The 12964-nt window shown below is 41.5% G+C and carries 13 protein-coding genes; 10 read left to right on the forward strand and 3 right to left on the reverse strand.

Features of this window, described 5'->3' with window-relative positions; genetic code table 11:
- Window positions 1-15 precede the first annotated feature (15 nt).
- The 10 genes from aroA to NPA36_RS06310 all read left to right on the forward strand — a co-directional run bounded on the left by aroA (window position 16) and on the right by NPA36_RS06310 (window position 9806).
- A complete protein-coding gene (gene aroA, locus NPA36_RS06265; RefSeq protein WP_256945268.1) occupies window positions 16-1263 on the forward strand; it encodes a 3-phosphoshikimate 1-carboxyvinyltransferase in 1248 nt (415 codons plus the stop codon).
- Complete coding sequence (gene aroC / locus NPA36_RS06270) at window positions 1260-2342, forward strand: chorismate synthase (RefSeq protein ID WP_256945269.1); 1083 nt, start codon at window positions 1260-1262, stop codon at window positions 2340-2342. Before aroA ends, aroC begins: the two co-directional genes overlap by 4 nt.
- A 468-nt stretch (window positions 2343-2810) precedes the next feature.
- Entirely contained in the window at window positions 2811-3509 is a 699-nt protein-coding gene (locus NPA36_RS06275) for a lantibiotic protection ABC transporter ATP-binding protein (RefSeq protein ID WP_256945270.1), read from the forward strand.
- A gap of 1 nt (window position 3510) precedes the next feature.
- Window positions 3511-4266, forward strand: a complete 756-nt coding sequence (locus NPA36_RS06280) for an ABC transporter permease (protein WP_256945271.1) — start codon at window positions 3511-3513, stop codon at window positions 4264-4266.
- Window positions 4259-4993 carry an ABC-2 family transporter permease gene (locus NPA36_RS06285; protein WP_256945272.1) on the forward strand — a complete coding sequence of 245 codons (735 nt, stop codon included), beginning with the start codon at window positions 4259-4261 and terminating at the stop codon, window positions 4991-4993. Before NPA36_RS06280 ends, NPA36_RS06285 begins: the two co-directional genes overlap by 8 nt.
- A gap of 1 nt (window position 4994) precedes the next feature.
- On the forward strand, window positions 4995-5663 hold the full coding sequence (locus NPA36_RS06290) for a response regulator transcription factor (RefSeq protein ID WP_256945273.1): 669 nt from the start codon (window positions 4995-4997) through the stop codon (window positions 5661-5663).
- Window positions 5642-6991 carry a sensor histidine kinase gene (locus NPA36_RS06295; RefSeq protein ID WP_256945274.1) on the forward strand — a complete coding sequence of 450 codons (1350 nt, stop codon included), beginning with the start codon at window positions 5642-5644 and terminating at the stop codon, window positions 6989-6991. Before NPA36_RS06290 ends, NPA36_RS06295 begins: the two co-directional genes overlap by 22 nt.
- A 604-nt stretch (window positions 6992-7595) precedes the next feature.
- Window positions 7596-8489, forward strand: a complete 894-nt coding sequence (locus NPA36_RS06300; protein WP_256945275.1) for a helix-turn-helix transcriptional regulator — start codon at window positions 7596-7598, stop codon at window positions 8487-8489.
- Window positions 8490-8561: 72 nt separating this feature from the next.
- Window positions 8562-9098, forward strand: a complete 537-nt coding sequence (locus tag NPA36_RS06305; protein WP_256945276.1) for a ClbS/DfsB family four-helix bundle protein — start codon at window positions 8562-8564, stop codon at window positions 9096-9098.
- Window positions 9099-9218: 120 nt separating this feature from the next.
- Entirely contained in the window at window positions 9219-9806 is a 588-nt protein-coding gene (locus NPA36_RS06310; protein WP_256945277.1) for a uracil-DNA glycosylase family protein, read from the forward strand.
- 400 nt (window positions 9807-10206) lie between these two features.
- Here the strand turns inward: NPA36_RS06310 and NPA36_RS06315 are convergent, their stop codons facing one another.
- The 3 genes from NPA36_RS06315 to NPA36_RS06325 are packed head-to-tail and all read right to left on the reverse strand — an operon-like array spanning window position 10207 to window position 12590.
- Entirely contained in the window at window positions 10207-11709 is a 1503-nt protein-coding gene (locus NPA36_RS06315) for an amidase (protein ID WP_256945278.1), read from the reverse strand.
- A gap of 6 nt (window positions 11710-11715) precedes the next feature.
- Window positions 11716-11895, reverse strand: coding sequence for a hypothetical protein (locus NPA36_RS06320; protein ID WP_256945279.1), 180 nt, complete (start codon window positions 11893-11895; stop codon window positions 11716-11718).
- Window positions 11896-11900: 5 nt separating this feature from the next.
- A complete protein-coding gene (locus NPA36_RS06325; RefSeq protein WP_256945280.1) occupies window positions 11901-12590 on the reverse strand; it encodes an NAD(P)H-dependent oxidoreductase in 690 nt (229 codons plus the stop codon).
- Window positions 12591-12964: the final 374 nt, after the last annotated feature.

Below are 12964 nucleotides of genomic sequence, written 5' to 3' on the forward strand. Positions count from 1 at the left end.
GAAAGGAGAACACCCATGCTTAAAACCATTTCACCAGCTAACTTTTCTGGAAATGTGACGGTGCCGTCTTCTAAGAGCATCAATCACCGTGCCATTATTGCGGCTAGTTTGACATCGGGCACTAGCCACTTGAGCAATGTGTCCTTGTCGGATGACATTCGTGCGACCATCGGAGCCATGGAACAACTGGGTGCTGATATTAAAATTGATGGCTCAAACCTAGAGATTCAAGGCATTCCGGCTACCTCGTTTCTCAGTCATTCGGAAGAAGAGATTGTCATTGATTGTGCAGAATCTGGTTCAACCCTAAGATTTTTGATTCCAATTTTGTGCCTCTTTCCAAGAAAGTTCCGTTTGCTGGGGCGGGGCAAATTATTAGAAAGACCGCTAACACCTTTTGAACCGATTCTGGCGGCCAACCGGATTGGCTTTGACTTTGGTTCGGAGGCTATCCTGATTGATGCTAGCCAAGACCAACTTGTGGCAGGGCATTATCATTTGCCGGGCAATGTTAGTTCGCAATTTTTGACCGGACTGTTGTTTGCATTGCCACTGATTGTTGGGGACTCCAAGATTACTATTGATGGGCCGCTAGAGTCGGTGGGCTATATTGACTTGACCTTGCAGACCTTGGCAGAGTTTGGCATTGAGATTGAGCACGCTAACTACCAAGAATACCGAATTGAGGGTAGCCAAAGTTATAGTGCCAAAGATTGCTCTATCGAGGGGGATTATTCCCAAGCAGCCTTCTTCTTGGTGGCAAACTACTTAGGCCATGCCTTGACCTTGTTAGGCTTAAGAGAGAACTCCTTACAAGGGGACAGGGCTATTATTGATTTCTTGCGGAAATTAGATGAAGCCGTGGAAGGAGGGCAACCGCTTGTGATTGACGGGTCGCAATGCCCAGATATTATTCCGGTATTTACCTTAGCGGCTTGCTTTGCCAAAGTGGCGGTTCATATCGTCAATGTAGAACGTTTGCGTATCAAAGAATGTGATCGTCTAGCTGCTACCGTTTTGGAGCTTAACTCATTGGGGGCTAACTTGGTGGAACATGAGGACTGGATTGAGGTTCACCCAATTGACCATCTCATTGGCGGCGTGACCGTTTCTAGTCATAATGATCACCGTATGGCCATGATGTTGGCTGTTGCTGGCTCCATTTGCCAGAAAAGTATTAGTATTACACAAGCAGAATCAGTATCAAAATCTTTCCCGCATTTTTGGGAAGTTTATCAAGAAATTGGAGGGATAGCACAGTGACGGCTACATTTGGAAAACAATTTACGGTGACTATCTTTGGGGAGTCACATGGTGTAGGAATTGGTGTCGTCATCGATGGCATCCCTGCTGGTACCGAGCTGGATTTAGAAGAGATTGCTGTGGAGATGAAACGTAGAGCTCCCGGGCAAAATGTATTCTCGACACCAAGAAAGGAAGACGATATTCCGGAAATTCTTAGCGGTTATTTTAATGGACGGACTACCGGAACGCCTTTGACGGCGCTAATTCGTAATACCAACACCAAGTCTAAGGACTATAGTAGTCTTAAAAGTGTGATGAGGCCGGGTCAGGCAGACTATCCGGGACACAAGCGCTATGATGGGTTTCAGGATTATCGTGGAAGCGGCCATTTTTCAGGTCGGATTACGGCTGCTTTGGTCTTTGCTGGTGCTATCGCTAAGCAGATTCTGGCAGAAAAAGGCATCACTATTGGAGCTCACGTGGCAAGTGTCAAAGATATCATGGATGATGCTTTGGACTTCCAAACCGTTACCCCGGAATTGTTGAAATCATTTCAAAAACAAGAGTTGCCTCTCTTGAATCAAGAGCTGGCGCTACCTATTGAGCACCTAGTACGTCAAGCTAAAGCAGACGGTGATTCGGTTGGTGGAACGATTGAATGTATGGCTATCGGATTGCCAGCCGGGATTGGAAATCCATTTTTCGACTCTATCGAATCGGTGCTGGCTCACCTCTTGTTCTCCGTGCCTGCTGTCAAAGGGGTTGAGTTTGGGACGGGCTTCCAGATTGCGCAACTTTACGGTTCGCAAGCCAATGACGCTTACTACTATGATCAAGCGCAAGAAGTCAAAACCAAAAGCAACCATAATGGTGGGATAACGGGCGGTATTTCTAACGGTATGCCTATTCAATTCAAGGTGGCGGTCAAGGCTCCAGCCTCTATCAGCCAGAAACAAGAAACCATCAATATTGACAGCCAAGAAAACGCCGATCTAGAAGTCGTTGGCAGACACGACCCAATCATCGTCCCACGGGCAATCCCGGTCATCGAAGCAGTGACGGCAATCGGCATACTAGACCTCCTGCTTACCCGGTAAACTACTGCTAGTAATACTTTTGGTGTTTTGAGCCCAGACCTTGTCAAAAAAACAGAAGGCAGTTAAGAATATAATCGTTTCAGTAGTCAAGAAAGGGACTGATTCAAGTCCGAATAGTAATCAAATAAAAGAGTTCCCCAGAAATCTATCAGAAATAACGGTGTAAAGCATAGCTGACGCACTGTGGATGTTTCGGCTTTAGCCTATTTACAGCCACGTAGACAGCTAAGCCGAAAGATCAAGGCTTTCGGCGGTGCCACCGTTCTCATTTCTGATAGATTTCTGGGGAACTCTTTTATGATTTAGAAAGCTTTCTATATTGATGACAGAGTTTTTGTTCCTTCCTTCTAAATATTTTAAGTCACTATACCCTTTTACCTAGAATGACATTTCACCTAAAGTTCCTCTCTGTTAGAATTCAGTTATTTTTATATCCTATACTGAACACATCAAGAGGAGGGTGACATTATGACATATATCATCGAAACGAAAAACTTAAGGAAAGAATACAAACATCAAGTGGCACTAAACAAGGTGTCGATTAGCGTAGAGAAGGGAACGATTTACGGGCTTTTAGGCCCAAATGGTGCTGGGAAATCAACTCTCTTAAAGCTCATAACCAGAGCAATTCTGCCTACTTCAGGTGAAATCCTATTTAATGGAAGAAACCTCAATGAAAAAGATCTAAAAGAGATAGGCGCCATGATTGAGAGTCCTGCCATTTACCCAAATCTTACAGCTTACGAAAATCTAGAAGTGTTAACGACGCTATTAAATATTGATAAAGCAAGAATAAATGACGTTCTCAAGATAGTCTCTCTGGAAAATACCGGTAAGAAATTAGCCAAGGAATTCTCTTTGGGGATGAAACAACGATTAGGAATTGCTATGGCTTTAGTCAACCATCCTAAATTGCTGATATTGGATGAACCGACAAATGGCTTAGACCCAGTTGGGATTCAAGAATTTAGAGAGCTGATAAAAACCTTTGCCAAACAAGGAATCACTATTATTTTATCCAGTCATATCCTAAGTGAAGTGCAACAAGTAGCAGATAAGATCGGAATTATAAATCATGGGCATTTAAGTTACGAGGGGCTAAACGATAGGAATGACAATCATCTGGAAGACTTGTTCATGGATATTATCAAAAAAGAGGGAATGTAGTATGAGAAATGTTATTAAAGCAGAATTCATCAAAGAAAGAAGAGGAGCTAATGTCAAATTAGTTCTTATCGTTCCATTTATTTTTGTATTCTTTAATGTGCTTATGGGCATGTTAATGGGGCCAAGTCCAGAGGGGAAAAGTTATTTGATGGCGACGTCATTTAATTGGTATCCCATCATGGTGTTGCCGGTTGTGCTGAGCCTACTGGTGGTCAATAGCAACAATAAGGAAAAGGACAAGCACCTTGTTTTTCAAAAAAGTATGGGGTTGAGCGGTGCAAAAATAATCCTAGCAAAAAATATAGTCATCCTCTTAGAATTGTTGGTCATGCTAGTCATGTCGTCTATGGCCATTTTTGTTTTTGGCAGTCTCATCTTAAGAGAACCAATAGTGGCAGAAGTATTAGTAGCAGCAACAGTGGTCATGTTTGTCGGTAGTTTACCAGTGATTGGACTATCATTTCTAGTAAGCAGATTCTGCAAGAAAAGCTTTTTCATCATTATCATGAACTTTGTCTTGACGTTGCCATCTGCCATAATAGCCGTTACGGATAAATGGCCTTTCTTTCCTTGGTCCTATAATCTACGAATGTTGGCGCCTATTGTTGGGGTAAACCCAAATGGAACATTCCTAGAGCTATCGTCACCACTCTGGGACTTGACACCCGTATATCTTGGCTTGCTTCTAAGTATCCTTGTCTATATCTTAAGTCTAGTGGGATTAATAGCGGTAGATAGGTGGAAGAAAAATGATTAAGATAATCTATTCTCACTGGTTGAGAACCAAAAGATTGCCAGTTCGCCTTGTCTGCATCCTATGCCCACTCTTATATGCCAGCTTATTTAGTCTATTCTTATTACTGTCCAATGCTCTTAGAGGGATAGAGTTGTTTTCGTTTTTTAGTCTGTTTACCATGCTTACCAGTTTTTCCATGAGTTTTTTTGTGCCAATGATCTATGAAGCAGATAAGGAAGCTTGTCTTTATGCCAATGACTTAAGGAGTGGTGTCAGCAGAAGGAAAAACTTCCTAGGCAAGTTTCTTTTAATAGCACTATTGGTCGCCGCTATAGAAATTATAGCAACTCTCATATGTATCTTATTTTTGGTGACTTCCATGAGAGTAAAGATTGACCTCCTACAAGTGCTTATATTTCTCGCCATTCAATACCTTGCCTTGATGCCTATGATTGTCATCTACCAGTTTTTGACCTTGAAATATTCCTATACCGGCAGTAACTTAACCGGCTGTTTTTTAACCTTGTCTTCTATATTATTGGGAACGATCGATTTAGGAGGACCGCTGTGGCGCTACCTGCCCTTTACTTGGAGCATCAAGCTAAGCACCCTATATGGGAATGAGCTAATCTCAATAGGAGACATCTTCACAAGACTAGGGGTATCCTGCATCCTTACGCTCATCTTATTATGGACGTTTTCTATATGGTATACTAAATGGGACGGCTTGACCCAACTGGAGGAATAACATGAAATTATTAGTCATAGATGATGACCTGGATTTACTAAAATTAATTGAAAACACACTAAAAAAAGACTATGTAGTAACCGTCAAACATGATGCAGTAGCCATTGACCCAAATGAGCTAAGAAGATATGACTTGATCATCTTAGACATTATGATGCCTGGCATGACTGGCTTTGACTTTCTAAAGAAATACCGCCAGCTGATTGATGTGCCTATCATGTTACTGACCGCAAAAGACTTTGAAAAAGACAAACTAGAAGGATTTGCTTTAGGGGCAGATGATTATATTACTAAGCCATTTTCCATTAGTGAACTCAGGGCAAGAGTGGCGGCTCATCTGAGGAGAGAAAACCGGGAAAAACACAATCGGTTAGTGGACTATCCCATCTCCTGCGACCTATTTTCAAGAAAAATCTATTGTGATGGCAAAGAAATCCGATTGACGTCCAGTGAATACGATATTTGTGAATTTCTGTTGAAAAATAAGGGACAAGTGTTTTCTAGAGAAGCTATTTACACTACAATCTATGGGTTTGATGCCCAAGGGGACAGCAGTACGTCCATCACAGAAAGAATCAAAGTTATCCGGACAAAATTTGTCGCAAATGGCGTCAATCCAATTAAGACAATATGGGGGATAGGCTACAAATGGGAAATAGAAAAAGTTTAGGGCGCCTAATCAGTCGCTACGCTGCCTATGAGTTGGTCTACAGTTTCTTTATTATTCTCTTCTTTTACGGCCTGTTGAACCTGATGATTAGTAAGGGATTTCTTCTTCCAGCAAATTATGCTGAAAACCATGTAACCCAAACCATAGCTGATTTTGAAAGTCGGACTTGGTCAACAGAGGAAATCCCCTATTTTTATGACTATCAGTACAGTAAAGATGGACAGCTTGTGGAGACAACCATAGACCATAAGGACGAAGAATTAGTTGATCAAGCGATTGCGCATGGCAGCTCCATTTCCACTGGGGTTATCGGGATGCGGGTCTTTAAACATGTTAGTTACGAGGATAAGGAACTGGTTTTGAGCTATCGTTTGACCTTGATACCTACATCAAAAAATGTGTACAAGCTAGTGGGCAACTTTGAGTTCTTTTATCTAGTGTTTATCTTAGGGACCTGGTCTATCGGTTTTATTGCCTTGTTGAGAAGATTAACCAGGTTGATAAAGTTGGAGATGAATAAGATCTCTTCGACCAATTCACATCTTCAAAAGATGGAACTCGACTACCCTAGGGAGATGACCAAATATACAGAGATATATGATGTGTTGCAGTCATTAGACGTTCTGGCAAGAGATTTAAAGGCGTCATTACAGGAACAATGGCATATGCAGGAAGATCAGAAAAAGCTGATTGAGACAGTTACCCATGACATTCGGACACCGATAACCCTTATCAAAGGAAATTTAGACTTATTAAAAGAAGAAAGCCCGACCATCGATGAGGAACGAATAGAGGACATAGAAAAAGGCATCTCAAGGTTAGAAATCTACATTCAAAAACTTAGAAACTATTCTATGTTAGCTATCCCGCACAAAGTTCCAGTCGGAGAAGAGTCTCTTGATTATTGGGTAGATCTAATGGCTACCATTTGCAAAAGCAATAACAGGCAGTTTAAGGTACTGCAAAAAGATGAAAGTAAGATCTTCTTGGATAAGGAAAGCATAGCCATAGCCTTGCAAAATATTACCGTCAATGCGATTGAGCATTCAGAGGTAGATACTAGCATTTTTGCCGCCTTTATAGATGAAGAAGACAGCTACTCGATTGTCCTAAAAGATCAAGGAAGCGGTTTTGACGACAATATCTTATCGAAAGCAACAAACAAAAACATTTCAAGCAAAACCCTAAGCGACACTATCCACGGACTAGGCCTGCATATCGTCCAAGACATTGTTGAAAGCCACAATGGAAAATTGCTCATTAAAAATTATGAAGACAAGAGTAGTAGCGGCGCAGAAGTAAAAATGGTGTTTATGAAGAGTAATTGATTGGATTGGAGCAGCTGGGCAAAAGTTCCTAAAAATAAAATCTATGTCTAAATCACAAAAGAGTTTCCGAAAATCTATCGGGAACTTTTTTTGTTCAGTCTCAGAATTATGAGAAAAATAAGCCACATTCAATCATTTACTGGGAGTAGAGGAGTTCTATTCCCAGTAAAATGCTTAAATTAGAGGCTTTTTCTCATAAACAGACCGATAATCCTGTTAAATCAGTTATAATTCTAAATAAGTTTACGAATTATGAGAAAGATAAGCCATATTCAATCATTTACTGGGAGTAGAGGAGTTCTATTCCCAGTAAAATGCTTAAATTAGAGGCTTTTTCTCATAAACAGACCGATAATCCTGTTAAATCAGTTATAATTCTAAATAAGTTTACGAATTATGAGAAAGATAAGCCATATTCAATCATTTACTGGGAGTAGAGAAGTTCTATTCCCAGTAAAATACTCAAATCAAAACTTTTTTCTCATAATTCATTCTCTACTCAACGATTAACGTACAAATATTCAAGAAACAAATGCTTTCTACCTCTATAATATGACAATAGATGTCACATTCTATGCTAAAATAAGGCTAGAGAGGTGATTCCATGAAGACAAGTAGACTTTTCGAAATTGTATATATCCTGCTGAACAAAGAAAAAGTAACCGCAAAAGACTTGGCAGACCATTTTGAAGTGTCAACCAGAACTATATACAGAGATGTCGAAGACCTGTCAGCTAGTGGCATCCCTATATACATGACAAAAGGCAAGAATGGTGGCATAGCCTTGCTGCCGGATTATGTCCTCAACAAAACTCTACTAAGCGAAAACGACAAAACAAACATCTTATCAGCCATACAAGGTTTACATTCTCTAGACGAGTCTTCTATGGTTGAGGTGTTTTCTAAACTCTCATCATTCTTCGGAGACACAGAGGGCTACTTTGAGATTGACTATAGCGATTGGGGTAGCCTCACCAAAAATCAATTGGATAAAGCAAAACAGGCAATCCTGCAAAATAAGCACTTATCCTTTGACTACATTTCCTCGCAAAATAAATTAAGCAAGAGGCTTGTTGAGCCTTATAAGTTATGGTTTAAAGAACGTACATGGTATTTAAAAGCCTTCTGCACTGATAAAAATGAGCTGCGACTATTCCGATTCAGCCGAATGAGACAAGTAACAATAGAAAAAGAATCCTTCATACCAAGAAAGTTGGATTTTTCTTTTCCATTTGACCAACCAAATAGCTATCCGACTATAGAAGTTGTTTTACGAGTGGAGTCAAGCATGGAATACAGAGTTTGGGATGAGTTCCAAGAAGAGGATATAGTGAAAAATGAAGATGGAAGTTTTACCATAAGAATGAAACAGATTGAAAATGATTGGCTGTACGGGTATATCCTTTCTTTTGGAGCAAGTGCCACGGTGATTGAACCGCCACGGATTCGGAGACTGATCAAAGATTCCCTAAAGAAAAGTATTGAAAACTACTTATAATATGACAGACAGTTGTCCTATTTGATGATGTATTATTGATTTAGAACTATCATAAAATGAGGAGGATGAGCTATGGGAAGAGCAAGTTCCAAAGTAGATTTGATGACGACATCACAAGACAATTTTGAAAAGTTAAATACCTTGATTGGTTCAATGACGGAGAAAGAATTGACCACACCTTTTGATTTTGCGGATGATGACAAGAAGAAGGAAGCACATTGGAGGCGTGATAAGAACTTACGAGATATCCTTATCCATCTTTATGAGTGGCATCAACTCTTATTGAAGTGGGTTTCTTCGAATCAGAAGGGTCAAGCGGCACCATTTCTTCCTGAACCATACAACTGGAGAACTTACGGGGAGATGAATATAGAATTTTGGAAAAGGCACCAAGAGACACCCCTTGAAGAGGCGACTAAGCTCTACCAAGAGTCTCATAAAAACGTTATGGAACTGGCGGAAAGCTTTACAAATCAAGAACTATTCACCAAAGACGTTTTCCCTTGGGTAGGGGGTAGTACCCTTGGCTCCTATTTCGTAAGTGCCACCGCCAGCCATTACGATTGGGCGATGAAGAAGTTGAGAGCTCATATAAAAAAGTGTAAATGATACAATTATTTGTTACTATATAGATGAGTTTTTGATTCAAAAAGGTACTATTTGTGAACATATGTTAATCTCGGTAAAGGAAGAAGTCATAAATAAGTCTAGAATAGGGAGTCGATAACATTGCAATCTATTGAAACCATAACAAAAGAAATCATGGCAGATCCTATGAACGCCGACTACACCAAGCGGAATATTCCACCTTTATTTAAGGCTAGTCCAGAGGCAAGAATAGTTATCATAGGGCAAGCACCGGGTCGTAAAGCTGAAGAGTCCCGTCTTTTTTGGAATGATATCAGTGGGGATCGTCTACGGGCATGGATGGATGTATCGCGTGACGTGTTTTATGACTCCAACCTGATTGCTCAATTGCCGATGGACTTCTATTTTCCGGGCAAAGGTAAATCTGGAGACCTCCCACCACGCAAGGACTTTGCACCTAAATGGCATCCTTTACTTTTGGAAGCGATGCCCCAAGTCCAAACCATCCTCCTCGTTGGTAGCTATGCTCAAAAATACTATCTAGGCAAGTCAAGACAGGCAAATCTTACTGAAACAGTAAGGGGTTTTGAGACCTATTTACCAAAATATTTCCCCCTAGTTCATCCATCACCCTTAAACCTAAGATGGATTAAAAAGAATCCGTGGTTCGAAGAGGATGTCGTTCCTGTTCTAAAAAACCTTGTTGCTAAAGAAATCTTTGAGAAGTAGAAGATTATTTCTAATAGAGAAAAGTGTTTAAGAAGAATGGATTAAGTCTGGATAAAAAGTCCAAATTGTAACCAAATAAAAGAGTTCCCCAGAAATCTATCCGAAATAACGGTGTATAGCATAGCTGACGCACAGTGGATGTTTCGGCTTCAGCCGATTACAACCACGTAGACAGCTAAGCCAGTGAGACCTAGGCTCACGGCGGTGCCACCGTTCCCATTTCGGATAGATTTCTGGGGAACTCTTTTATGATTTAGAATGATTCTTATTTTATTACAAACTTCTTGCCCAGCCTTAACAGTATCCTAATCAATAGAATAAGCTAGCTTTGACGTTTTACAATTCAAAGCTAGCTTATTTTCTATTATTTAAAAACTGTAACTCTTAGAATGGACAATAGTTATTCCTTTGCCCATCTATTAAGAATCAAGTCATGGTCCTCAAAATCTTGCGCTAATGCCAACAACAAATCTTCCCGCCCTTTGGCTGCCATGAATTGCACACCTAAAGGCAGTCCGTCCTCTGTGAAGTAGACCGGCAAGGAAATAGCGGGTTGCCCCGTGATGTTAGCCAATTGAGTGAAGGGTGTCAGCGCCAAACTTTTTTCAAACATACGCCAGATGAGGTTTTGCCCTTGGGCAACCGTCAAGTCTGCCATGCCCTTTAATTCCTCTTCCAAATCAGGTGTCAAGCCCAGCTGACCATGAAGTGGCGCCACATCAGCCGTGGTCGGCGTTAAATACAAATCATAGACCTCGTGAAACTTAGCCATTTTAGCGCTGTAATAATCCCAGTCTTGTAGAATCTTGGTATAATCCTTAGCCAAAATCTCTTGCCCAGCCTGATAGATAGCCCAGGTCATGAGCTCCATATCGTCAGGTGTCAAGTCGCGACCTAGCCCTTGAGCAATCTCGTCGAACATGGCCGCCGTTTCTACGCTATTCATCACATAGTAACCCTTCATGAGGTCGTAGCCGTCAATAGCAGGTTCAACTTTTTCAACACTATGCCCCAAATGCTCCAAAAATTCAATAGTCCAACGCAAGGCAGCTTTAGCCTCATCCGACACCAAACTACCCACTGGCGACTGGTCACTATAAGCAATCCGCAAAGGCCTGTCAATCCTAGCGTGCAAGGCTTCATGACTAAGCAAAGGCATGATAAAAGGGCTCTCCATCTGCTGTACCTGCAGCGCTTCAAGTAGATTCCTAGTGTCCCTAACCGAAGTCGTCAAGGCAAAATTAACTGAAGCCCCCTGCCAACCACGAAAAGAACTAGGCCCAACCGGAATCTTGCCACGACTAGGCTTTAACCCAATCAAACTGGTAAATGATGCCGGAATCCGAATCGAGCCACCGCCATCACTGGCTGCTGCAATTGGCACCATCCCACTTGAAACAGCTGCCGCAGCACCACCACTTGAGCCACCTGCATTGCATTTGAGCCTAAAAGGATTGCTGACTGGACCGAAAATAGCAGCATCACTAATATTTTTAAAACCAAACTCAGGAACGTTGGTGCGTCCAATAATAATAAAACCAGCTGCCTCTAAGGCTCTAACAAAATAATCACTGCTTGCAGAAGTAGACTTGGTAAACAATTTTGATCCGCCTGAAGAAACCACTCCAGCTTGGTTTTGGCCTAAATCCTTTAATAACAAGGGTACACCACCAAAAGGCAAGCCTGTAAAGTCACGTGTTTTTGCTTCTTGTATGGCTTTTTCTTCCTGTAGACTTACCACAGCATTCAGTGGTTTATTAAAGAATTTGATTCGTTTGATGCACTCTTCCACTGCTTGCAAAGGCGTCGTGTCCCCACTAGCAATCTTTTGCGCCAAATCCGTAGCGTCATCCCAAGAAGGACGAGCACGAATGCCGCCTTCTTCAATGCTGTTTTTTGTCATTTGTCATTACCATCCTTTCGGGCTCCACAAACGCCCATCTAATTCACCTTGACTCTGCTCAATTCGTTTAAACTGCTCCTCGATTAAGGCTAAAGCAGCACTTAAATAGGCACGTTCCAAGTAGTCCTGGCTCTCACTCATCCAGCCACGCAACTCTTGCGCCATCCATTCCTGATTCATATCCATAGGTACTAAAACTCCTCTCGCAAGTTGTCCACTAACTCCCGCAACTCCACTCGCTCATCCTGCAAGTCAGCCATCCAAGTCGCCAACTGCAACCATTTTTCCTTGGAAATGGTGCTGTTTTGTGAAGTTGCCAATCGCTCTGCCTCTTCTATAAACCACTTCTCCTTGCTGTGAAACTGGTCAAAGCTTTCTTGACTCAAATAGCGCTGATAATCAATTGCCAAGCCCTGTTTCTCCTGCTCGGTCATATAGTCAAACTGATGAATAGCAAGCGGTGGTAAAAATCTCCAACCTTGCTTATGAGCCAGCGCTTGAAATGGCCGCAACAACTCAGAAATACTATAGACTTCTCGTCCGCCAATTTGAAAATGACTAGCAGGCAAGCCCAGCGTCAGCACAATGCCAAACTCCTTATTGGCTAAGCTTCCTGACAAATCCAGAACTTGGTCCATCCACAATTTTAAGGAGCCAGGGCAAGAATACCAGTAGAGCGGAAACTGGAAGATGATGCGATCAGCTTGCCGTAAAAAGTCCAACTCCACTTCTTTATCAAAAAACCTATCTAAGGGACCACCCACTAATCGGTCCAAGTGCCGTACAGTAAGACTTTTCCGCCCCTTACCACAAGCCAAAAGAAACTGCTGCGAAGCAGACTCGTCAATCGAAGGGTGACTAATAATAACTAAAGTTCTCATAAGCGCTCCTTTGTGCAAAATTCATATTCAGTCTATTTCATTTTAAGTCACATGTGAATACCTGTAAAGAATAGTGGCACAAACTTCATGATTTCTTAGTGTTGGGCAGAAAGTCCATATTATAGGAAAACAAAGAGTCTCCAGATAAGGGGTTAGAAATAACGGTGTAAAGCATAGCTGATGCACAGTGGATGTTTTGGCTTTAGCCGATTACAGCCACGTAGGCAGCTAAGGCGTGAGACCAAGGCTCACGGCGGTGCCACCGTTTTTATTTCTAACCCCTTATCTGGAGACTCTTTTATGCGTTAGAAAGTAACTTTATCCCTGATGAGTTTTTTGCCATTTAACAAGCACTTGCGGCTAAAAATGAAATT

The sequence above is a fragment of the Granulicatella seriolae genome (genome assembly GCF_024543085.1).
Lineage (GTDB): Bacteria > Bacillota > Bacilli > Lactobacillales > Aerococcaceae > Granulicatella > Granulicatella seriolae.